Annotated in this window: 23 protein-coding genes and 2 pseudogenes; 12 read left to right on the forward strand and 13 right to left on the reverse strand. The window is 60.9% G+C overall.

Going from position 1 to position 20,151, the window contains the following annotated elements:
• Positions 1–11: 11 nt before the first annotated feature.
• From KVG87_RS25850 to KVG87_RS25855, 4 genes and pseudogenes are all read right to left on the reverse strand, one after another.
• Positions 12–758, reverse strand: a pseudogene (locus KVG87_RS25850) (uroporphyrinogen-III synthase); the annotation flags it as partial.
• A complete protein-coding gene (gene hemC / locus KVG87_RS05670; RefSeq protein WP_110599874.1) occupies positions 755–1,696 on the reverse strand; it encodes a hydroxymethylbilane synthase in 942 nt (313 codons plus the stop codon). The pseudogene KVG87_RS25850 and the gene hemC, both read right to left, overlap by 4 nt.
• A 137-nt stretch (positions 1,697–1,833) precedes the next feature.
• Positions 1,834–2,580 (reverse strand): LytR/AlgR family response regulator transcription factor, encoded by a 747-nt coding sequence (locus KVG87_RS05675; protein WP_016772598.1) that lies wholly within the window; start codon positions 2,578–2,580, stop codon positions 1,834–1,836.
• Positions 2,577–2,738: pseudogene (locus KVG87_RS25855) on the reverse strand (sensor histidine kinase); the annotation flags it as partial. The gene KVG87_RS05675 and the pseudogene KVG87_RS25855, both read right to left, overlap by 4 nt.
• 311 nt (positions 2,739–3,049) lie before the next feature.
• Between KVG87_RS25855 and argH the strand changes: the two are divergent.
• Positions 3,050–4,444 (forward strand): argininosuccinate lyase, encoded by a 1,395-nt coding sequence (gene argH, locus KVG87_RS05680; protein WP_016772597.1) that lies wholly within the window; start codon positions 3,050–3,052, stop codon positions 4,442–4,444.
• Positions 4,445–4,578: 134 nt separating this feature from the next.
• Here argH and KVG87_RS05685 read toward each other — a convergent pair whose 3' ends face one another.
• Entirely contained in the window at positions 4,579–5,238 is a 660-nt protein-coding gene (locus KVG87_RS05685) for a glutathione S-transferase family protein (RefSeq protein WP_160768029.1), read from the reverse strand.
• A gap of 123 nt (positions 5,239–5,361) precedes the next feature.
• On the opposite strand from KVG87_RS05685, the gene KVG87_RS05690 reads away from it, so the two are divergent.
• The 3 genes from KVG87_RS05690 to KVG87_RS05700 all read left to right on the forward strand — a co-directional run bounded on the left by KVG87_RS05690 (position 5,362) and on the right by KVG87_RS05700 (position 9,118).
• Positions 5,362–5,652 carry a hypothetical protein gene (locus KVG87_RS05690; RefSeq protein WP_217849697.1) on the forward strand — a complete coding sequence of 97 codons (291 nt, stop codon included), beginning with the start codon at positions 5,362–5,364 and terminating at the stop codon, positions 5,650–5,652.
• 196 nt (positions 5,653–5,848) lie between these two features.
• Complete coding sequence (locus KVG87_RS05695; RefSeq protein ID WP_016772594.1) at positions 5,849–6,094, forward strand: TIGR02647 family protein; 246 nt, start codon at positions 5,849–5,851, stop codon at positions 6,092–6,094.
• A 180-nt stretch (positions 6,095–6,274) separates the two neighbouring features.
• Positions 6,275–9,118 (forward strand): class I adenylate cyclase, encoded by a 2,844-nt coding sequence (locus KVG87_RS05700; protein ID WP_217849699.1) that lies wholly within the window; start codon positions 6,275–6,277, stop codon positions 9,116–9,118.
• 9 nt (positions 9,119–9,127) lie between these two features.
• On the opposite strand, the gene rnk is transcribed toward KVG87_RS05700, so the two are convergent.
• From rnk to cyaY, 3 genes are all read right to left on the reverse strand, one after another.
• Entirely contained in the window at positions 9,128–9,547 is a 420-nt protein-coding gene (rnk, locus tag KVG87_RS05705; RefSeq protein ID WP_024014769.1) for a nucleoside diphosphate kinase regulator, read from the reverse strand.
• Positions 9,548–9,801: 254 nt separating this feature from the next.
• Positions 9,802–10,023, reverse strand: coding sequence for a DUF1289 domain-containing protein (locus KVG87_RS05710; protein WP_076564524.1), 222 nt, complete (start codon positions 10,021–10,023; stop codon positions 9,802–9,804).
• 3 nt (positions 10,024–10,026) lie between these two features.
• Entirely contained in the window at positions 10,027–10,359 is a 333-nt protein-coding gene (gene cyaY, locus KVG87_RS05715) for an iron donor protein CyaY (RefSeq protein ID WP_041476930.1), read from the reverse strand.
• A gap of 314 nt (positions 10,360–10,673) precedes the next feature.
• On the opposite strand from cyaY, the gene lptM reads away from it, so the two are divergent.
• Genes lptM through KVG87_RS05745 form a run of 6 tightly spaced genes read left to right on the forward strand, consistent with a single transcriptional unit; the run spans position 10,674 to position 15,280 of the window.
• Positions 10,674–10,844 carry an LPS translocon maturation chaperone LptM gene (lptM, locus tag KVG87_RS05720; protein ID WP_016772589.1) on the forward strand — a complete coding sequence of 57 codons (171 nt, stop codon included), beginning with the start codon at positions 10,674–10,676 and terminating at the stop codon, positions 10,842–10,844.
• Between the two features lie 9 nt (positions 10,845–10,853).
• On the forward strand, positions 10,854–12,101 hold the full coding sequence (lysA, locus tag KVG87_RS05725; RefSeq protein WP_056791636.1) for a diaminopimelate decarboxylase: 1,248 nt from the start codon (positions 10,854–10,856) through the stop codon (positions 12,099–12,101).
• A gap of 3 nt (positions 12,102–12,104) precedes the next feature.
• Positions 12,105–12,935, forward strand: a complete 831-nt coding sequence (dapF, locus tag KVG87_RS05730) for a diaminopimelate epimerase (RefSeq protein WP_041476933.1) — start codon at positions 12,105–12,107, stop codon at positions 12,933–12,935.
• A gap of 13 nt (positions 12,936–12,948) precedes the next feature.
• Complete coding sequence (locus tag KVG87_RS05735) at positions 12,949–13,674, forward strand: DUF484 family protein (protein ID WP_024014772.1); 726 nt, start codon at positions 12,949–12,951, stop codon at positions 13,672–13,674.
• Positions 13,675–13,676: 2 nt separating this feature from the next.
• Entirely contained in the window at positions 13,677–14,576 is a 900-nt protein-coding gene (xerC, locus tag KVG87_RS05740; protein ID WP_217849701.1) for a tyrosine recombinase XerC, read from the forward strand.
• Positions 14,573–15,280, forward strand: coding sequence for an HAD family hydrolase (locus KVG87_RS05745; protein WP_076564527.1), 708 nt, complete (start codon positions 14,573–14,575; stop codon positions 15,278–15,280). The genes xerC and KVG87_RS05745 overlap by 4 nt, the downstream gene beginning before the upstream one ends.
• Positions 15,281–15,469: 189 nt before the next feature.
• On the opposite strand, the gene sutA is transcribed toward KVG87_RS05745, so the two are convergent.
• From sutA to glnK, 4 genes are all read right to left on the reverse strand, one after another.
• On the reverse strand, positions 15,470–15,796 hold the full coding sequence (gene sutA / locus KVG87_RS05750; protein ID WP_016772583.1) for a dormancy-specific transcriptional regulator SutA: 327 nt from the start codon (positions 15,794–15,796) through the stop codon (positions 15,470–15,472).
• Between the two features lie 101 nt (positions 15,797–15,897).
• Positions 15,898–16,323 carry a secondary thiamine-phosphate synthase enzyme YjbQ gene (locus KVG87_RS05755; protein WP_217849704.1) on the reverse strand — a complete coding sequence of 142 codons (426 nt, stop codon included), beginning with the start codon at positions 16,321–16,323 and terminating at the stop codon, positions 15,898–15,900.
• Between the two features lie 215 nt (positions 16,324–16,538).
• Positions 16,539–17,876 (reverse strand): ammonium transporter, encoded by a 1,338-nt coding sequence (locus tag KVG87_RS05760; protein ID WP_041476939.1) that lies wholly within the window; start codon positions 17,874–17,876, stop codon positions 16,539–16,541.
• Between the two features lie 37 nt (positions 17,877–17,913).
• A complete protein-coding gene (gene glnK, locus KVG87_RS05765; protein ID WP_002555808.1) occupies positions 17,914–18,252 on the reverse strand; it encodes a P-II family nitrogen regulator in 339 nt (112 codons plus the stop codon).
• A 394-nt stretch (positions 18,253–18,646) separates the two neighbouring features.
• Between glnK and KVG87_RS05770 the strand changes: the two genes are divergently transcribed.
• Complete coding sequence (locus KVG87_RS05770) at positions 18,647–18,907, forward strand: accessory factor UbiK family protein (protein WP_003229419.1); 261 nt, start codon at positions 18,647–18,649, stop codon at positions 18,905–18,907.
• 212 nt (positions 18,908–19,119) lie between these two features.
• Here KVG87_RS05770 and KVG87_RS05775 read toward each other — a convergent pair whose 3' ends face one another.
• Positions 19,120–19,389 carry a HigA family addiction module antitoxin gene (locus KVG87_RS05775; RefSeq protein ID WP_123441812.1) on the reverse strand — a complete coding sequence of 90 codons (270 nt, stop codon included), beginning with the start codon at positions 19,387–19,389 and terminating at the stop codon, positions 19,120–19,122.
• A gap of 201 nt (positions 19,390–19,590) precedes the next feature.
• Here KVG87_RS05775 and KVG87_RS05780 point away from each other — a divergent pair, with 201 nt between their 5' ends.
• Positions 19,591–19,761 carry a hypothetical protein gene (locus KVG87_RS05780; RefSeq protein ID WP_217849706.1) on the forward strand — a complete coding sequence of 57 codons (171 nt, stop codon included), beginning with the start codon at positions 19,591–19,593 and terminating at the stop codon, positions 19,759–19,761.
• Positions 19,762–20,151: the final 390 nt, after the last annotated feature.

A 20,151-nucleotide genomic window follows, 5' to 3' on the forward strand; every position in this document is an offset into this window, starting at 1 on the left:
GGCACGGGACATTCCCGTAACGCCGTCAGCAAAGCCGCGGCACTCGCGCCGCGGCAATCCACAACTGTTTGAGCCCCGGCGGCACGTGCCAGCTCGGCGACCCTCGGGCTTGGAACAAACAACGGCAACTGCGCGATCTTCGGCCAGGCATCGCCGGCCATCTGCCGCAGGTGCTCGAAACCCTGTCCACTGCTGACCACCAGCCCGTTCAAGCGTTCCGCTTCGATCCGCCGTGGCAGCTCGTTTGGCGGGTAGGCTGGCAGGTCGCGGCGATACAACTCCAGATACTCGACACTAGCACCAAGCGCGCGCAGGCGCTCGGCGAGCAGTTCACGACCGCCCTCGCCGCGCAGGATCATCACCTTCGCGCCGGACTGGTCGAGCGCCTCGCGCAGACGCGGCAATTGCAGCAAGGCTTCACTGTCATCGCCGTCAGCCGGGAAGCTGACATCGAGACCATGCTCGCGAAGAATGCCTGCGGTCGCCGCGCCGACGCTGAACCACGGCATGCTCAATGGCGCCGTGCCTTGGGACTTGAGCAGATCCACCGCGATCCGCGCCGCCGGTTTGCTGACCACAATCACCGCGCTGCAAGCGGGCAATCGCGAAATCGCCTGGCGAATAGTCTCAGAGAGCGGCAGCGGAACAATGTCCAGAAGCGGCAGACAACTGCTGAAAATCCCGTGCCCGGCCAACTGTTCGGCCAGCGCCGCGCAGTCGTCTGCCGGGCGCGTCAGCAGCAGGCGCCAGGCCGTCACTCGTGCCCCGCCTCGCCGTACACCGCTTTGAGAATGTCGTCGGCGCCTTGCTTGAGCAGGTCTTCAGCGACCTGCACACCCAAGATTTCCGCGTCGGCACGCGGCGCCCGGGCTTCGGCACTGAGAAGCTTGCCACCGCTCGGCTCACCGACCAGACCGCGCAACCACAACTGCTCGCCTTCAAGCACGGCGTAGCAGGCGATCGGCACTTGGCAGCCGCCGTTCAAATGTTTGTTGAGGGCGCGTTCGGCGTTCACCCGCGAAGCGGTATCGGCGTGATGCAAAGGCGCGAGCAAGGCGTGGATTTCGTGGTCGGCGCTGCGGCATTCGATGCCGACCGCGCCCTGGCCACCGGCCGGCAGGCTGTCATCGACACTGATCGCCGATGTGATGCGCTCTTCGAAACCCAGGCGGATCAGACCGGCCGCGGCGAGGATGATCGCGTCGTACTCGCCGGCGTCGAGCTTGGCCAGACGGGTGTTGACGTTGCCGCGCAGGAAACGGATCTGCAGGTCGGGACGCCGCGCCAGCAATTGCGTTTGCCGACGCAGGCTCGAAGTGCCGACGATGGCACCGGCAGGCAGCGCTTCAAGACTGGCGTAGGTGTTGGAGACGAAAGCATCGCGCGGGTCTTCACGCTCGCAGATGCAGAACAGACCCAGGCCTTGCGGGAAGTCCATCGGCACATCTTTCATCGAATGCACGGCGATATCGGCTTGGTTTTCCAGCAGCGCGGTTTCCAGTTCCTTGACGAACAGACCCTTGCCGCCGATCTTCGACAGTGGCGAGTCGAGCAGCTTGTCGCCGCGACTGACCATAGGCACCAGCGTCACCAGCAGGCCCGGGTGGGCCGCCTCGAGACGGGCTTTGACGTATTCGGCCTGCCAGAGGGCTAGCGCACTTTTACGGGTGGCGATGCGGATTTCGCGAGGGGACATGGAACAATCCGTACTGAATAGATACGGCGGATAATAACAGCTCAGTCAATTTCGCTTTGACCTGAATCAGAACCGGCGTGCCCTCCCTGGCCAGCCATGCCGGATAAAAGAACTCGAAAAGCCCGGTGAGGACCGGGTCAAAGCCCCTGCATCATCTTGCGCACACCGGCAACATGCCGCCGGCTGACAATCAGTGCATCGCCATTGAGGCCTTTGAGGAACAACTGGAAATGTCCCAGTGGTGTGCGTTGCAATCGCTCGATACGGTCGCGAGCGACCAGCGCGTTGCGGTGGATACGCACAAAGCGTTCGCCGAATTCGTCTTCGAGGGCTTTGAGGGGTTCGTCGAGCAGCACCTCGCCGGCTTCATGACGCAGGGTCACGTACTTGTGGTCGGCGATGAAGTAGACCACCTGATCCAGCGGAATCAGCTCGATGCCTTTACGGGTCCGTGCGCTGATGTGGCTGCGTGGGCCGTTGCCACTTTCGGCAGCGGGACGGGTCAGGGCCGAGAGTTGCGCCCGGTTGGGACGTTCAGCCCGCTTCAGGGCTTCATTCAAGTGTTCGGTTCGCACAGGTTTCACCACATAGCCCACGGCGCTGGCCTGCAGGGCTTCCACGGCAAATTCATCGGGACTGGTGCAAAACACCACGGCCGGCGGCGTCTCTCGTTCGCACAGTCGGGCAGCAACCTGCAGGCCATCGAGGCCCGGCATGCGGATATCGAGCAGCACGATATCCGGCTTGTGGCTGTCGATCAGCGCTAACGCCTCCTCGCCATTCGTGGCACTGGGCTCCAGGACTGTGTAACCCTCGAGCTCGCTCACCATACGGCTTAGGCGCTCGCGAGCCAGGGGTTCGTCATCAACGATCAGGACATTCATATTGCGCTGGATTCCTGCGTGAGTCTCGCACAAGGATAGCGTAGACAGGTGTAGTGACCTCCGTCACCGCGATCCACGCTAAGACTAGCCCGAGCGCCAAAAAGTGCCGTACGTCGGCCAGCAATATTTGCCAGCGTCCGGGTCGTACCGCTCAGAGCCCACTGTTTCCTGCGTTTCTCACGGTGGGTGACCGTTGTACAACTCACCCGCCCCCTCTTCTTATAGCCAGTGGCCGGACCTTTGCATGATCCGCATTCGCACCGACCCTTATGTCCACTGTAGACGTTCGTCGGAACGATATTGCTCAATCAAAAAATATCCTTTTGTAAATTCCTTGCAGACCGCGCCGGACATGCCTGACACATCCGCGAAAAAACGTATCGACCGGTGTCAGCGACAGGATTGGCAACCCTGTTATTATCCGCGCCAGCGTTTCACGCCATTTCTTCAAGCCGATACGAGCGAATTCATGAGCACTGACAAGACCAATCAGTCCTGGGGCGGCCGCTTCAGTGAACCCGTCGACGCCTTCGTCGCCCGCTTCACCGCCTCCGTCACTTTCGACCAGCGCCTGTATCGCCACGACATCATGGGCTCAATTGCCCACGCCACCATGCTGGCCAAGGTCGGCGTGCTGACCGATGCCGAGCGCGACAGCATCATCGATGGCCTGAAGACCATTCAGGGCGAAATCGAGGCCGGCCAGTTCGACTGGCGCGTCGACCTCGAAGACGTGCACATGAACATCGAAGCACGCCTGACCGACCGCATCGGCGTCACCGGTAAAAAGCTCCACACCGGGCGCAGCCGCAACGACCAGGTCGCCACCGACATCCGCCTGTGGCTGCGCGATGAAATCGACCTGATCCTCGCCGAGATCACCCGCCTGCAAAAAGGCCTGCTGGAGCAAGCCGAGCGTGAGGCTGCGAGCATCATGCCGGGCTTTACCCACTTGCAGACCGCGCAGCCAGTGACTTTCGGGCATCACATGCTGGCCTGGTTCGAAATGCTCAGCCGCGACTACGAGCGTCTGGTCGACTGCCGCAAGCGCACCAACCGCATGCCGCTGGGCAGCGCTGCGCTGGCCGGCACCACCTACCCGATCGACCGCGAATACACCGCGCAACTGCTCGGCTTCGACGCCGTCGGCGGCAACTCGCTGGACAACGTTTCCGATCGCGACTTCGCCATCGAATTCTGCTCGGCCGCAAGCATCGCGATGATGCACCTGTCGCGTTTCTCCGAAGAGCTGGTGCTGTGGACCAGCGCGCAGTTCCAGTTCATCGATCTGCCGGATCGTTTCTGCACCGGCAGCTCGATCATGCCGCAAAAGAAAAACCCCGATGTGCCCGAGCTGGTGCGCGGCAAGACCGGCCGTGTGTTCGGCGCGCTGATGGGCCTGCTGACCCTGATGAAAGGCCAGCCGCTGGCCTACAACAAGGACAACCAGGAAGACAAGGAACCGCTGTTCGACGCCGCCGACACCCTGCGCGACTCGCTGCGCGCGTTCGCCGACATGATCCCGGCGATCAAGCCGAAACACGCGATCATGCGTGAAGCGGCATTGCGCGGTTTCTCCACTGCGACTGACCTGGCGGATTATCTGGTGCGCCGTGGTCTGCCGTTCCGTGATTGCCATGAAATCGTTGGCCACGCGGTGAAATACGGCGTGGACACGGGCAAGGATCTGGCGGAGATGAGCCTGGAAGAACTGCGTCAGTTCAGCGATCAGATCGAGCAGGACGTGTTTGCCGTGCTGACCCTGGAAGGCTCGGTGAATGCCCGCGATCATATCGGCGGGACTGCGCCGGCGCAGGTCAAGGCTGCGGTGGCGCGCGGTCAGGCCCTGCTGGCCAGCCGCTAAAAGCTAAAAGCTAAAAGCTTCGCGAGCAGGCTCGCTCCCACAGGGATTCTGGATGTTCACAAAATTGTGTTCACCACCGACTCAATGTGGGAGCGAGCCTGCTCGCGAAGGCGTCCTTAAGAGCGCTACAAAAATCATTTCTTGGCAGCAATCATCGCCAAAAACGCCGGCATCGCCGCGTCCTTGTCCGCCGCGATCTTCTGCACATGCGGATTTTGCTCAAGCCGCTCCAGCAACGCTTTCGCCTGCGGCATCTCGGCTAGCAGATCGATCCCGAACAGCTTCTGCCCGACCGCACAGGCCAGCGGCACGCTGTAGAGGAAATACAAATCGGCAATGCTCAGGCTGTCACCCGCCACGTACGGGGCGAACTTGCCATGACGGCCCAGCGCGGCGAAGCCCAGCAGCAGCTCCGTCCGGGTCTTCTCCTTGATCGCCTCCGGCAATGTCATACCGAAAAACGCCTCGCCATAGCAGGCACGCCCCGGCAACTCGATGTACAACTCGATCTCCTTGGCAATCGCCAATACCTGCGCGCGCTCGAACGGATCGCTGGGCAGGAGCGGCGTGCCCTTTTGTGATTGTTCGAGGTATTCGAGGATGATCGCGGTTTCGTTGATATAACCGGCGTCGACACCCAGCACCGGGACCTTGCCACGCGGACTGATTGCCAGTGACTCCGGGGTTTGCGCCGGGTAGAACGTCACCTCTTCGAAGGGCAGGCCTTTTTCCAGCAGCGCCAGTTTGACCATGTTGTAGTAGTTGCTGACAGCAAATCCGTAGAGCTTGAACATCACAGAGCCTCCAGGCCGTGCGGGGTGGGCAGTGCCTGTTTATAGATCGCCGCGACGTTTCCCGCCAGCAGCATCACGCCGCTGAATGCGGGTAAACTGGCGCCTTTCCCTGAGGAGCCTGCCATGAGCGAGCCGACAGATATCGTCAACGATGACGACGAAGAAGCATTCACCGAAGCGACGCTGATCGAAGCCATCGAGAACCAGATCGAAAGCGACAACCCGCCAGCGGCCAAGGCGACATTGAACAAGCTGACTCTGGTCGGTATGGAGCGCGAAGATATCCTCAACCTCATGGCTCACGTGCTTGCCTATGAGATTGACGCGATGCTCGATGAAGACCGCCCGTTCGACACCGAATGGTACGAAGCAGCACTGCGCGCTTTGCCAGAGCTGCCACCGGAAAAGCAGTAACCACATCACTCCTGTGGGAGCGAGCAAGCTCGCTCCCACAAGGTTTGTTACGCATCCATCCAGCCATCTGCTGCCGCCCGGCTACACTGGAATTCGCCTCAAGACAAAATCCCCTGATCCGAGCACTGGACATGCTGCACCAGCGGGTTCACCTTAGAGGCGCTGTCGTCCAATTCCTAGAAAGTCTGGAGTCCTTATGTCGCTTACCCCTGAGTTGGTTGCCGAACTGGAAGTCCTTGCACTCTTCAACCTGGACAGTTCCCAGGAAGGTCTGAAAATTCACCAGACCGCTGCCCCGAAACATATCGCTGCTGCCCAGCGCCTCTTTGAAAAAGAACTCACCGACCAGCCCGATGGCGGTTATCTGACCAGCCTCGGTCGCGATGCCGCGCAAAACGTGCAGACCGTACTGACGATTTTGAAAGAACAGGAAACCGCCTGATTTCTCTGACTTTGCCCACGGGAACTCCTGCCACGGGATTTCCGCGGGCCCGCCCGATCGCTGTCGATAAAAACTGACGTCAAAAAACAAATTCAGCTTAAACGTCCTGCCGCGCAGCGGCTAAACTGCGGCCATTCCGAGACCCTCTACGTCCGAGCCCGCAAGCCGGTTTGAGCTGACATGACCCGCACCCACGAAATCCGCCCCGACCTGGACGAAGGCATCGACCGCAAGGTACTCAGCCAACTGCGCGCACGTTTTCTCAAACTCAATGAAGGCCGCCTCGGCCGCGCTCTCGAAGGCTTGTCGACGCGCCAGCAAAGCGTGTTGACGCTGTTGCCGCTGTTCTTTCACGTCAATCATCCATTGCTGCCCGGCTATGTCTCGGGCAGTACGCCGGCCGGGCTCTCGAATTATGAGCCGGACGCCAATGCGCTGACCGAGGCGCAGCGCCTGACTCGCTCGTTCTCTTACAGGCCGCGCCATGGCAGTAACCCGCCGCGACCGATCCACGGCCTGTTCCTGATGGGCAGCCTCGGCACACTGGCCCAGGCCGATCAGAGCGACATGGACGTGTGGGTCTGCCATGGGCCGGACCTGAGCGAAAGCGAGCTCGCCGAGCTGAGCAAGAAGTGCCAATTGCTGGAAGCCTGGGCTGCGAGCCAGGGTGCCGAAGCGCATTTCTTCCTGATCGACCCGGCGCGCTTCGTCAAAGGCGAACGCGATTCCAAGCTCAGTTCGGACAACTGCGGCAGCACCCAGCACTATCTGCTGCTCGACGAGTTTTATCGCACGGCGATCTGGCTGGCCGGGCGCACGCCGATCTGGTGGTTGGTGCCGGTCTATGAAGAAACGGCCTACGACGCTTACACCCACACCCTGCTGTCCAAACGCTTTATTCGCGCCGACGAAACCCTCGATCTCGGGCCGATGGCGACCATTCCGCCCGGGGAATTCATCGGCGCCGGATTGTGGCAGTTGTTCAAAGGCATCGAATCGCCCTACAAGTCAGTGCTCAAACTGCTGCTGACCGAGGTGTACGCCAGTGAACACCCGCACGTTCAGTGCCTGAGCCTGCGCTTCAAGAAAGCCGTGTTCGCCAATCAGCTCGATCTCGATGAGCTTGACCCGTACATGGTCGTGTACCGGCGTATCGAGGAATACCTGATCGCCCGCAACGAACCGGAGCGTCTTGAACTGGTGCGTCGCGCGCTGTATCTGAAAGTCAACCGCAAGCTCACCGGCAACAGCCGCAGCCAAGGCTGGCAACGCGCACTGCTCGAACGCCTGGCTGGCGAGTGGCACTGGGATCAGCGGCAACTGGCGCTGCTCGACAGCCGCAGTCAGTGGAAAGTCCGCCAGGTCAGCGCCGAGCGCCGCGCACTGGTCAACGAACTCAACTACAGCTATCGCTTCCTGACCCAGTTCGCCCGCAGCGAACAGACCGTCAGCCTGATCAACAAGCGCGACCTCAATGTGCTCGGCCGTCGACTCTACGCGGCATTCGAGCGCAAGGCCGACAAGGTCGAGTTCATCAATCCGGGCATTGCCCCGGACGTGGCCGAAGACACCCTGACCCTGGTGCAGTCGCCGAACAATAAAGAGCCGGGGCAGACCCAGTGGGGCCTGTACAACGGCAGCCTGACGGCGCTGGAGTGGGAACATTTCGCGCCGATCAAGCGCAGTCGCGAGCTGCTCGAACTGCTGACCTGGTGCCACCGCAACGGCGTGATCGACAGCAGCACGCGCCTGGCCCTGCATCCGGGCACCAGCGACTTGAGCGAGTTCGAGCTGTTCAACCTGCTTGGCAGCCTGCAGCAGTGCATCGCCCTGCCCTTGCCCACCGTGGCCGAAGAGGCGTTGCTGCGCGCCGCTGTGCCCAGCGAAGTGCTGCTATTGATCAACGTCGGCGTCGACCCGCTCAAGCATCACCGTGATCTGAACATTTTGATGACCACCGAACGCACCGACTCGCTGAGCTATGCCGGCGTGCGCGAGAATCTGGTGCTGACCCTCGATCAGGTCACGCTCAACAGCTGGAACGAAGTGCTGGTCAATCGTTTCGACGGCCCGCATGCGCTGCTCGACTGCCTGCGCGATTACCTCAACAACCTGCCGCGCGGCCCTGTGCAGCCGTCGCTGAAAGTGCGCTGCTTCTGCCACAACCGCGCGCAATTCATTGCCCGCCGCGTCGAGGAAATCGTCGACACCGCGCAGACCCTGTTGCTCAGCGAGCTGAATCACCGCTACCTGATTCAGGTGCAGCAGCACTATCACGTGCTGGAGCTGGTGCCGGGTCAGGTCAACCATGTCGCCCTCGCCACCCTGCCGGCGCTGCTCGATTATCTTGGCGAAGAACAACCGCGCTACAGCCCGCTGCACCTCGACCCGATGGCGCTGGAAGATCACGACCTCGCGCTGATCCTGCCGATGGGTCAGCCGGAGTGCATTCAGGTGTTCTATCGCATCAGCGAACAGCAGGCCGAGCTGTACGTGCTGGATGAATTCAATGCGCTGTGGCAACAGCAGCTGCCGTACCACGACGAGCAGAGTCTGCTGGTGCCGCTGCAGCGTTTTCTGCAATCGATCCAGTACCGCCGTGAAGCGCAATTGCCGATGGACGGTGGCCCTGCGGGCAGCCCCGAGACTTTGTATTACCAGCTGTTGCCGTCAGGCCCGGGGCGCTCGCGCAGGGTCGAAACCCGCCCGGCACCGCAGACGCCGGTGAACAAACCGTTCTACGATGTGCAGGCAATCATCGGCAAAGCCGCACCCGGCGAAGTGCAGGTCACCCTGTATTGCAATCAGCGCGAATTCAGCGAGCTGGAGCATGGCGACCAGTTGTTCAGCGTGGTCGCCCGGGAGATCGTCGAGCAGCGCCGCGAGACCGAGCGTTATCGCTGCTACATCACCGACCTCGACCTGTCGGGTCTGCTCGGTGACGGGCACAGTTCAAGCAATCTGTATCTGCGCTACAAGGCGGACCTGGAGCGCTCGTTGAATGAAGCGCTCGAACAGGTTTGAAGCGGGGATTTATTCGGGAAAGGCGCCGCCGTTGACCGGTTGCGATTCCACTTCCAGCAAGGTCAGTTTCAGCGATTTGCCGCCCGGCGCCGGCCAATCGATATGCTGACCGACCTTCAGGCCCAGCAGCGCACTGCCGACCGGCGCGAGAATGGAAATCTTGCCTTCGTCGGCGTTGGCGTCCTTGGGATAGACCAGCGTCAGGTGGTAATCCTTGCCGCTGCCTTCTTCGCGGCAATGCACGCGGGAATTCATGGTCACGACATCGGCGGGCACTTCATCGTGGCCGACCACGGTATCGGCGCGGTCCAGCTCGGTTTGCAGCGCAATCACGCCCGGCGCAGCCTGGTCTTTGTCGCTCAGGCTGTCGATCAGGCGCTCCAGACGTTGCACGTCCAGACGGGTAAGGGTGATGGAAGGTGCGGTCATGATCCAGGCAGACTCCTTTCTTCTGCACAAAAAAAGCAAAACCCCGCCAAAAAAGACGGGGTTTTCACCGTGCCTCGGTGGTTTGAGGCGTTCGCGGACACTATCACAGCTCAAAAAATATACAAGTCACGCCCTTTTTTGCCTGGGTGAAACCCTTGTGGCGAGGGGATTTATCCCCGTTCGGCTGCGCAGCAGCCGTATAGATTTTGGGGCCGCTACGCGACCCAACGGGGATAAATCCCCTCGCCACGATATCAACAGGCTTGGGATTTTCGTGCGGTAGCCTGCTGGCAAATCACCCGGCGCCGCTGATCATCCGCCGAACGCCATTCGCGAATGTCCTCGACGTGGCGCGCGCAGCCGAGACAGACTTTCTGTTCGTCCAGTCGGCATACGCCGGTGCACGGCGAAGGCACCGCCGGGCTGACGTTGCTGTAGAGCGGTTTCGGCGGGCGAACAGGCGCTGCATCCGTCACGAATCACAGACCTTCGAAATCGAATTCGGCGCCAGCCTGCTGCTTGACGAGGCGCTGAAGCATTTCGCCCAATTGCTCTTCGCTCTTGTCGCACATCCAGCGCTCGCTCTCTTCGTCGTAGTCGAAGTGGAAACCACCGGACACGGCCGCCAGCCACAGCTGACGCAATGGCTCCTGGCGGCTGAAGATCAACTGGCTGCCGTTTTCGAATTTGACCGTCAGCACTCCGGCCGAGCTTTCCAGATCGATGTCCAGATCGCTTTCGTCAAATATGTCTTCCAGTTTTTCCTGGGTTTCATCGACCAGATCGTGGAAACGGGCTTCGGACAAACTCATTGCGGCAACCTCAAAAATGTCTGATCAGGCTCAAGCGCCGAAAGATACGGACGCTGCCGGCCGATTGCAAAGATTAACGACCAAGCACCTGTCGGCCCATCCAGCACCGCCCCCGTGGGAGCGAGCCTGCTCGCGAAAGCGGTGTGTCAGGCAACGAGCCTGTTGAATTTGCCGACGCCTTCGCGAGCAGGCTCGCTCCCACAGGGATGATGCGCATCACGGGAGCCCCGCCGGACGGCCCCCCCCTCGCATAGGCAAGCTGCCGGGTGGCCGGTATACTCCGGCGCAATTAACGCATTTTCAAGGATTTCGCCATGAAGCGCCTGATCTCTTCCCTTGCTGCGCTCGTCGCGGTTGCCTGCCTCGTTTCGGCCTGTGGTCAAAAAGGCCCGCTGTACCTGCCGGATGACGACCAGGACCCGGCCGAACAAGCCCAGTCTTCGCAGAAGCAGCCATCCAAGGCTCACAAGCACGACGTTTACTAAGGGATCGCCATGGACGCTTTTAACTACCGTGGCGGGGAGCTGTTCGCGGAAGGTGTGGCGCTGTCCGCCATCGCCGACCGCTTCGGCACGCCCACCTATGTCTACTCGCGCGCGCACATCGAAGCGCAGTATCTGGCCTACGCCGATGCGCTGGCCGGTATGCCGCATCTGGTCTGCTTCGCGGTCAAAGCCAACTCCAACCTCGGTGTACTGAATGTCCTGGCCCGTCTCGGCGCCGGTTTCGACATCGTTTCCCGTGGCGAGCTGGAACGTGTACTGGCCGCAGGTGGCAGCGCCGACAAGATCGTTTTCTCCGGCGTCGGCAAGACCCGTGACGACATGCGCCGCGCGCTCGAAGTCGGCGTGCACTGCTTCAACGTCGAGTCCACCGATGAGCTTGAGCGCCTGCAAGTGGTCGCCGCCGAGCTGGGTGTTCGCGCCCCCGTTTCGCTACGCGTGAACCCGGACGTCGATGCCGGCACCCATCCGTACATTTCCACCGGTCTGAAAGAGAACAAGTTCGGCATCGCCATTGCCGATGCCGAAGACGTGTACGTGCGCGCCGCGCATCTGCCGAACCTGGAAGTAGTCGGTGTCGACTGCCACATCGGTTCGCAACTGACCACCCTGCCGCCATTCATTGACGCCCTCGATCGCTTGCTCGATCTGGTCGACCGTCTGGGCGATTGCGGCATTCACCTGCGCCACATCGATCTCGGTGGTGGCCTGGGCGTGCGTTATCGCGATGAAGAGCCGCCGCTGGCTGCCGACTACATCAAAGCCGTGCGCGAGCGTCTCGACGGGCGTGATCTGGCGCTGGTGTTCGAACCGGGTCGCTTCATCGTTGCCAATGGCGGCGTGTTGCTGACGCAGGTCGAATACCTCAAGCACACCGAGCACAAGGATTTCGCCATCGTCGACGCGGCGATGAACGACCTCATCCGTCCAGCGCTGTATCAGGCGTGGATGGACGTCACGGCGGTGAAACCGCGCGACAGCGCTGCACGCAAGTACGACATCGTCGGCCCGATCTGCGAAACCGGCGACTTCCTCGCCAAGGACCGCGAGCTGGCGCTGGAAGAAGGCGATCTGCTGGCAGTGCATTCGGCCGGTGCCTACGGTTTCGTCATGAGCTCCAACTACAACACTCGCGGCCGTGCTGCCGAGGTGTTGGTGGATGGTGATCAGGTTTTTGAAGTGCGTCGCCGCGAAACCGTGGCCGAGCTGTTTGCCGGCGAAAGCCTGCTGCCGGAGTAACCCATGCTGCTGCGTTTTACCAAAATGCACGGCCTGGGCAACGACTTCATGGTCCTCGACCTGGTCAGCCAGCACGCGCACATTCAGCCCAAACACGCCAAGCAATGGGGCGACCGCCACACCGGGATCGGTTTCGACCAGTTGCTGATCGTCGAAGCGCCGAGCAACCCGGATGTGGATTTCCGCTACCGGATCTTCAACTCCGACGGCTCGGAAGTGGAGCAATGCGGCAACGGTGCGCGCTGCTTCGCCCGCTTCGTGCTCGACAAACGTCTGACTGCCAAGCGGCAGATCCGCGTCGAGACCAAGGGCGGCATCATTGAACTGGACGTGCGTAACGACGGCCAGATCGGCGTCAACATGGGCGCGCCGCGCCTGGTGCCGGCGGACATTCCATTCCAGGCGCCAGCCCAGGCCAGCAGCTATCAGCTGGAAGTCGATGGCACCACGGTCGAGCTGGCCGCCGTGTCGATGGGCAATCCCCATGCGGTGATCCGCGTGGACGACATCAACAGCGCACCGGTGCATGAACTGGGGCCGAAGATCGAACACCATCCGCGCTTCCCGGCGCGGGTCAATGTCGGCTTCCTTCAGGTCATCGACCGCCATCGCGCGCAACTGCGTGTTTGGGAACGCGGCGCCGGGGAAACCCAGGCCTGCGGCACCGGCGCCTGTGCGGCGGCGGTGGCGGCCATCAGTCAGGGGTGGATGGATTCGCCGCTGTTGATCGACCTGCCCGGCGGGCGTCTGTCCATCGAGTGGGCCGGCCCGGGCGAGCCGGTGTTGATGACCGGTCCGGCAGTGCGTGTATACGAAGGACAAGTGCGTCTTTGAGCGAGCAGAAATCATGACCGACAAGCCACAGGTACCCGCCCGACCAGTCGACGAATCAGCGTCCGAGAGCCTTGAGGCAGCCGCGGTTGCCGCCTACCTGGAGGCTCATCCGGACTTCTTCGTCGAGCACGAAGAACTGCTGCCGTCGTTGCGCATTCCGCACCGACGCGGCGACACCGTGTCGCTGGTCGAGCGGCAGATGACCATCCTGCGCGATCGCAATATCGAGATGCGCCATCGCCTTTCGCATCTGATGGACGTGGCCCGCGACAACGATCGCCTGTTCGAAAAGACCCGCCGCCTGATCCTCGCGCTGATGGATGCATCGACCCTGGAAGACGTGGTCATCAGCGTTGAAGACAGCCTGCGTCAGGATTTCCAGGTGCCCTTCGTCAGCCTGATCCTGCTCGGCGACAACCCGGCCCCGGTCGGCCGCTGGGTGACTCACGCCGACGCGCAAACCGCGATCGGTGGCCTGCTCACCGAAGGCAAAAGCGTCAGCGGCAGCCTGCGTGAACATGAGCTGGACTTCCTCTTCGGCGAAGAACAGCGCCAGCAGATCGGCTCGACCGCCGTGGTTGCCGTCAGCCATCAGGGCATTCACGGCATTCTGGCCATCGCCAGCCGTGACCCGCAGCACTACAAGAGCTCGGTCGGCACCCTGTTCCTGAGCTACATCGCCGAGGTCATGGGCCGCGTGCTGCCACGGGTCAACAGCTCGCTGCGCTCGGTACGCTGACCATGGAACGACAACTGGACGCTTACTGCGAACATCTGCGCAGTGAGCGACAGGTGTCGCCGCACACCCTGTCGGCTTATCGCCGCGACCTCGATAAAGTCCTCGGCTGGTGCATCAAGCAGAACATCGGCAGCTGGGCCGCGCTGGATATCCAGCGCCTGCGCAGCCTGATCGCCCGGTTGCATGCGCAAGGCCAGTCCTCGCGCAGCCTCGCCCGCCTGCTCTCAGCGGTGCGCGGGCTCTATCACTACTTGAATCGCGAAGGCCTGTGTGACCACGACCCGGCCACCGGTCTGGCCCCACCGAAAGGCGAACGACGCCTGCCGAAAACCCTTGATACCGATCGCGCATTGCAGCTGCTGGAAGGTGCGGTGGAGGACGATTTTCTCGCCCGGCGTGATCAGGCGATTCTGGAACTGTTCTATTCCTCTGGCCTGCGCCTGTCCGAGCTGACCGGGCTCAATCTCGATCAACTCGATCTTGCCGACGGCATGGTTCAGGTGCTCGGCAAGGGCAGCAAGACCCGGCTGTTGCCGGTTGGCGCCAAGGCCCGCGAAGCCCTCGAACAATGGCTGCCGCTACGCGCCATGACCAATCCTGCCGACGATGCGGTTTTTGTCAGCCAGCAAGGCCGACGCCTTGGCCCGCGCGCGATTCAGGTGCGGGTCAAACTCGCTGGCGAGCGCGAACTGGGGCAGAACCTGCATCCGCACATGCTGCGGCACTCGTTCGCCAGCCATTTGCTCGAGTCCTCGCAGGACTTGCGCGCGGTGCAGGAATTGCTCGGTCACTCCGATATCAAAACCACGCAGATCTATACCCACCTCGACTTCCAGCATCTGGCGGCGGTCTACGACAGCGCCCATCCCCGGGCCAAACGCATGAAAGGCGATGATTCATGAGCATTCAGTTGATCACCTTCGACCTCGACGACACCCTGTGGGACACCGCTCCGGTGATCGCCAGCGCCGAAACCGTGTTGCGCGAATGGCTGAGCGAGCATGCGTCGAACCTGGGCGCGGTGCCGGTGGAGCATTTGTGGTCGATTCGCGAGCGTGTGCTGGCGGGCGAACCGGGCCTCAAACACCGCATCAGCGCGCTGCGCCGACGTGTGCTGTTCCATGCGCTGGAAGAAGCCGGATATGCCCACGGCGAGGCCTCGGAGCTGGCTGACAAGGCTTTTGAAGTGTTCCTGCATGCGCGGCATCAGATCGAGGTGTTCCCGGAAGTCGAGCCGCTGCTGGAGCTGCTCGCCAATCACTATGCCCTCGGCGTGGTCACCAACGGCAATGCCGACGTGCGCCGGCTGGGGCTGGCGGATTACTTCAAGTTCGCCTTGTGCGCCGAAGACATCGGCATCGCCAAACCGGATGCGCGGCTGTTTCATGAAGCGTTGCAGCGCGGTGGCGCCACGGCTGAAACCGCCGTGCATATCGGCGATCATCCCGGCGATGACATCGCCGGGGCGCAGCAGGCGGGCTTGCGCGCAGTGTGGTTCAACCCGACAGGCAAGGTCTGGGAGGCGGAGCGCTTGCCGGATGCGGAAATTCGCAGCCTGACCGAATTGCCCGCCGTGCTCTCCCGCTGGAATGCTTCCTCGAATTGATCTACAGCCCTGTGGGAGCGAGCCTGCTCGCGAATGCGGTGTGTCATTCAACATGTATGTCGGCTGACATGCCCTCTTCGCGAGCAGGCTCGCTGCCACAGGGGACTGCATTTGTTTTCAACGCATTTATTCCAGGCATGAAAAAGCCCGCAGCGACGGCGGGCTTTTTCAGCAAGCGAGCGACGCGCCTCAGATAGGGCGGCTGCCGTACTTGTTGTCCGGCTTCTTGGGCGGATCGGCGACCACGTTGGCCTCCACTTCCTGCACCTTGCCGCCGCGCGCAAGGAATTCTTCCATGGCCTTGGCCAGGGCGTCACGCTCCTTGTTCTTGGCTTCGATGCTCGGCAACTCGTCGACCGAGACCGCAGCCTTGGCTTTGCCTTTGGCAGCCGGGGCCGGCGTGTCGTCACCGCCATCGTCTTCGGCAACGTCTTCCGCTGCCGCTTCCAGGCCTTCCTCGGCCTCGTCTTCGTCGCCTACTTCGAGGTCGTCGTTTTCCAGATCATCGTCGCTCATGTTCTACCTCATGACTTGCCAAAAGCAGATTAGTTATAGACCAGCTTTGGCGACTGTCGAAGCCGCCGTTGAAAAATCTTCTGCCGCTGCCCGGCAGCGGCTCATGCCTGTTCACCGTGCAAGGTGGCGAGGACTTTACGGGCACCGCCACGATCACGGTGCTCGCCCAGATAAATCCCTTGCCAGGTACCCAGTGCCAGCCGCCCTGCCGCAACCGGCAGACTGATCTGGCAACCGAGCACGCTGGCCTTGAAGTGCGCCGGGAGATCATCCGGGCCTTCGTCGTTGTGCTCGTAGCCGTCTGTTCCTTGTGGGATCAGGCGATTGAAAAATCGTTCGAAGTCGCGACGAACTGCCGGATCGGCGTTCTCGTTGATGGTCAACGATGCCGACGTGTGCTGCAGCCACAAATGCAACAGACCGACCCGACAGGTCTTGAGTTCAGGCAAGCCTGCGAGCAACTCGTCCGTCACCAGATGAAAGCCCCGGGGCCTTGCCCGCAGGGTTATCAGAGTCTGTTGCCACATACAGTTCTCCGCTCGTTCGGGGCGCATTCTAGCGTGCTCTGAAAAAAAACAAAGGCCCTAATATTCCTGCAGCGATGTAAGCGATTGCCCGCAGAAAAAGCCTCGTCGTAAAGACGACCAAAGCCGTAAGAAAAATCCTTTCAGCCGCACCTTGAATGACAAATCCCGGACAAAAAAATGCCCGGCGAACCGGGCAGTTTTTTTATCGCGCGTACTTACAGGTTGTAGCCGCGTTCGTTGTGTTGTGCCAGATCGAGGCCGACCGACTCTTCTTCCTCGGTTACGCGCAGACCCATGACGGCGTCCAGCACCTTGAGGATGATGAAAGTGACGATCGCGGTGTAGATCACCGTGAAGCCAACGCCTTTGATCTGAATCCAGACCTGCGCGCCGATGTCGGTCACGGTGCCGAAGCCGCCCAGTGCCGGTGCGGCAAACACACCGGTGAGGATCGCGCCGAGGATACCGCCGATGCCGTGCACGCCGAAGGCGTCCAGGGAATCGTCATAGCCGAGTTTGCGTTTCAGGGTGGTGGCGCAGAAGAAGCACACCACGCCTGCGGCCAGACCGATCACCAGTGCACCCATCGGCCCTACGGTGCCAGCGGCCGGAGTGATCGCGACCAGACCGGCGACCACGCCCGAAGCAATGCCCAGTGCGCTTGGCTTGCCGTGGGTGACCCACTCGGCAAACATCCAGCCCAGTGCCGCAGCGGCGGTGGCGATCTGAGTAACCAGCATGGCCATACCGGCAGTGCCGTTGGCGGCAGCAGCGGAACCAGCGTTGAAGCCGAACCAGCCGACCCACAGCATCGCCGCGCCCATCAGCGTGTAGCCGAGGTTATGCGGAGCCATTGGTGTGGTCGGGAAGCCTTTACGCTTGCCCAGTACCAGGCACGCGACCAGACCGGCGATACCGGCGTTGATGTGCACCACGGTGCCACCGGCGAAGTCGAGCACGCCCCAGTCCCACATCAGGCCGCCGTTACCGGACCAGACCATGTGCGCGATCGGTGCATAAACCAGCGTGAACCAGATGCCCATGAAGATCAGCATCGCGGAGAACTTCATGCGCTCGGCGAACGCACCGACGATCAGCGCCGGGGTGATGATCGCGAAGGTCATCTGGAAGGTGATGAACACCGCTTCAGGGAACAGCGCCGCCGGGCCGGTGATGCTCGAAGGCGTGACGCCGGCGAGGAACGCCTTGCCCATGCCGCCGAAGAACGAATTGAAGTTGACGACGCCCTGCTCCATGCCGGTGGTGTCGAAGGCAATGCTGTAGCCATAAATGACCCACAGGATGCTGATCAGACCGGTAATGGCGAAGCACTGCATCAGCACGGAAAGAATGTTTTTCGAGCGAACCATACCGCCGTAGAACAGCGCCAGGCCGGGGATGGTCATGAACAGCACGAGCGCTGTCGAGGTGAGCATCCAGGCGGTGTCGCCGGAATTGAGGACTGGCGCTGCCACTTCGTCTGCCGCCATGGCGATGCCGGGCATTACGATGGACAACAGGGCGCCTAGCCCTGCGAATTTACGCAGAGTCATATTGTTTTCTCCTGGGGCGTTGGGTTTGTGGCAGCGCTTAGATCGCGTCGGTATCGGTTTCGCCGGTACGGATGCGGATCGCCTGTTCCAGATTGACCACGAAGATCTTGCCGTCACCGATCTTGCCGGTGTTGGCCGCTTTGGTTATCGCCTCGATAACCCGATCCAGATCCTTGTCGTCGATGGCCACGTCGATTTTCACCTTGGGCAGAAAATCGACCACATATTCCGCGCCGCGATACAGCTCGGTGTGACCCTTCTGCCGGCCGAAGCCTTTGACTTCAGTAACGGTAATGCCCTGCACGCCGATTTCGGACAGCGACTCGCGCACGTCGTCCAACTTGAACGGCTTGATGATGGCAGTGACTAGCTTCATGAAACTCTCTCCCGAATTGGTGGACTTGCCCCAGGAAAACAAACCCGTCTCAAGTCTAAGCGCAGTGCCTGGCTTTGTAACGCATCGTTGACGCCAGCTAACCGCATCAGACGAAACTCCCCGCTTCGTCTGCCGCACTGCATTCGTCACAGCGACTGCATCAGTGCATGGGTCGAGGGTGACTAAGCAGAAACCTTGCCAGCTCGGCAAAAACCCTGCATTTCAATCGCTTGGCCCCTGTTGCACGCGCTCGGGCAGAAAAGCTTTTGCCGATACGCACAACAACGGTGCGCCACCGTCCGTCCCCCTGCGCGAAAAGCGTGCATCCGTGCAACGGGATTGACTATAGACACTGCGTGATACACTGCCGACCATTGTTTCCAGGACATTTCCCATGCTCGCGCCCAAAGACTTCCTCGACGCCCTGAGCGGCACCGCCTCCCGCCTGTTCAGCGGCGATACCCCGCTGCCGAAAGCCGAAATCGAAAGCCAGTTCAAAATGCTCCTGCAAAGTGCCTTCAGCAAACTCGATCTGGTCAGCCGGGAAGAGTTCGACAGTCAGATGGTAGTGCTGGCGCGTACTCGCGCCCGCCTCGAAAGCCTCGAAGCCAAAATCGCCGAGATGGAAGCGAAGCTGACACCGCCCGCTGAATAATTCGCGTCCCCTGTAGGAGCTGCCGAAGGCTGCGATCTTTTGATATTCAGCCCTTCAACCATCCCCGCAACGTCCTACAACCTTTATGACCGCCGTCCGATTGCGCCAAAAAGCCCAGGTTTCTAAGCTCATCTGATGCTGAATGTTCAGCAGCGGGTTTGGCGACCCGGGCAGGGCCATGGTGGAAAAGGGCTTCGCGGATGCTGCAATCGCTATAAGCCCGCATGCCGGAGCTGGGCCCTGCGCAAATCGTAAGTCGATTGGAGATTCATCCAGAACTCAGGCGTAGTGTTGAGATGAGTGGCAAGGCTGATTGCCAGATCGGTGCAGATCCTGAGCTGGCATTTCACAAGCTCTTCGATCTCGCTTTCGGGCCATTTCGTGGGCATGGCCAGATCCATGACGGTCATGCTCAACGGCTCCATGAATTCCTTATTCAGAACCTCGCCCGGATGAATCGGGCGCATACCATTGCGGTCCATTTTTCGCCTCCAGAGGCTGCGTTAAGTGGCCAAACTGGAGCATCCGACTCCCGGATACAAGACCTTCACATCCCTTTCGCCAGCGTCCTACAAATATTAGGGCATGGCCCTACAAACATCAGCGTCTGCGCCCAGTTACGCAGCCCTTACGCATGTCATTACATTGGCAAACGAAATACGCCCATCAAGATGGAAGTATCTGTGAATGATAAGAAGAGGAAGGAAAAGCTATTTCAGATTGTTGATTTGCACCTCGAAGCACTCCGTTTGGCTGGGAATATGGCAGCCAACCAACGGCGATTTTTTGAAGTTGCTGTTACATATGTGCCTGCGCTTGAGCCAAGCGGCGCGCTGGCCGGAAGAAGGCCCTGAGTGAAAGATAAAAAAGGCGTCCATAGGACGCCTTTTTGTGTTCGGAGGAGTAGTCGCAGCGATTCTTTAGCTCCCGACTTTAAGGCCTTGGGTTCAGAATCCGACGAGCTGGCCCGTCGTCACTACTTCAGAGAAACCAGCTTTCTCTGCTGCCAAAAATGCGGGTGAGCTTTTACTGGTGCCCAGTCCCGACGAATGCGCAGTTGCAGTCCTCGAGCATGAGGATCCTTCAGTACCGCTCAGGAGTCAAAGCTCATTACGATCGAGAGCAGCGCACAACCCTCATCCATGCCGGTATAAAGTATTGCCTCTCCGCCCTCTCACACCCTGAACTGGCCAACTCCAACGTCCTTCAATAACGCAAGCACAGTCCTACGAGGACCGTCCCCT

The sequence above is a fragment of the Pseudomonas siliginis genome, from assembly GCF_019145195.1.
GTDB classification, from domain to species: domain Bacteria; phylum Pseudomonadota; class Gammaproteobacteria; order Pseudomonadales; family Pseudomonadaceae; genus Aquipseudomonas; species Aquipseudomonas siliginis.

Excerpts from the sequence above, each read along its gene's own strand:
- KVG87_RS05685 (WP_160768029.1), bottom strand. The coding sequence starts at position 5,238 with ATGTTCAAGCTCTACGGATTTGCTGTCAGCAACTACTACAACATGGTC.
- KVG87_RS05675 (WP_016772598.1), bottom strand. The coding sequence starts at position 2,580 with ATGAATGTCCTGATCGTTGATGACGAACCCCTGGCTCGCGAGCGCCTA.
- cyaY (WP_041476930.1), bottom strand. The coding sequence starts at position 10,359 with ATGAGTTTGTCCGAAGCCCGTTTCCACGATCTGGTCGATGAAACCCAG.
- lysA (WP_056791636.1), top strand. The coding sequence starts at position 10,854 with ATGGACGCTTTTAACTACCGTGGCGGGGAGCTGTTCGCGGAAGGTGTG.
- KVG87_RS05760 (WP_041476939.1), bottom strand. The coding sequence starts at position 17,876 with ATGACTCTGCGTAAATTCGCAGGGCTAGGCGCCCTGTTGTCCATCGTA.
- KVG87_RS05755 (WP_217849704.1), bottom strand. The coding sequence starts at position 16,323 with ATGTGGCAACAGACTCTGATAACCCTGCGGGCAAGGCCCCGGGGCTTT.
- KVG87_RS05690 (WP_217849697.1), top strand. The coding sequence starts at position 5,362 with ATGAGCGAGCCGACAGATATCGTCAACGATGACGACGAAGAAGCATTC.
- lptM (WP_016772589.1), top strand. The coding sequence starts at position 10,674 with ATGAAGCGCCTGATCTCTTCCCTTGCTGCGCTCGTCGCGGTTGCCTGC.
- glnK (WP_002555808.1), bottom strand. The coding sequence starts at position 18,252 with ATGAAGCTAGTCACTGCCATCATCAAGCCGTTCAAGTTGGACGACGTG.
- dapF (WP_041476933.1), top strand. The coding sequence starts at position 12,105 with ATGCTGCTGCGTTTTACCAAAATGCACGGCCTGGGCAACGACTTCATG.
- rnk (WP_024014769.1), bottom strand. The coding sequence starts at position 9,547 with ATGACCGCACCTTCCATCACCCTTACCCGTCTGGACGTGCAACGTCTG.
- KVG87_RS05695 (WP_016772594.1), top strand. The coding sequence starts at position 5,849 with ATGTCGCTTACCCCTGAGTTGGTTGCCGAACTGGAAGTCCTTGCACTC.
- sutA (WP_016772583.1), bottom strand. The coding sequence starts at position 15,796 with ATGAGCGACGATGATCTGGAAAACGACGACCTCGAAGTAGGCGACGAA.
- KVG87_RS05770 (WP_003229419.1), top strand. The coding sequence starts at position 18,647 with ATGCTCGCGCCCAAAGACTTCCTCGACGCCCTGAGCGGCACCGCCTCC.
- hemC (WP_110599874.1), bottom strand. The coding sequence starts at position 1,696 with ATGTCCCCTCGCGAAATCCGCATCGCCACCCGTAAAAGTGCGCTAGCC.
- argH (WP_016772597.1), top strand. The coding sequence starts at position 3,050 with ATGAGCACTGACAAGACCAATCAGTCCTGGGGCGGCCGCTTCAGTGAA.
- KVG87_RS05735 (WP_024014772.1), top strand. The coding sequence starts at position 12,949 with ATGACCGACAAGCCACAGGTACCCGCCCGACCAGTCGACGAATCAGCG.
- KVG87_RS05700 (WP_217849699.1), top strand. The coding sequence starts at position 6,275 with ATGACCCGCACCCACGAAATCCGCCCCGACCTGGACGAAGGCATCGAC.
- KVG87_RS05775 (WP_123441812.1), bottom strand. The coding sequence starts at position 19,389 with ATGGACCGCAATGGTATGCGCCCGATTCATCCGGGCGAGGTTCTGAAT.
- KVG87_RS05745 (WP_076564527.1), top strand. The coding sequence starts at position 14,573 with ATGAGCATTCAGTTGATCACCTTCGACCTCGACGACACCCTGTGGGAC.
- xerC (WP_217849701.1), top strand. The coding sequence starts at position 13,677 with ATGGAACGACAACTGGACGCTTACTGCGAACATCTGCGCAGTGAGCGA.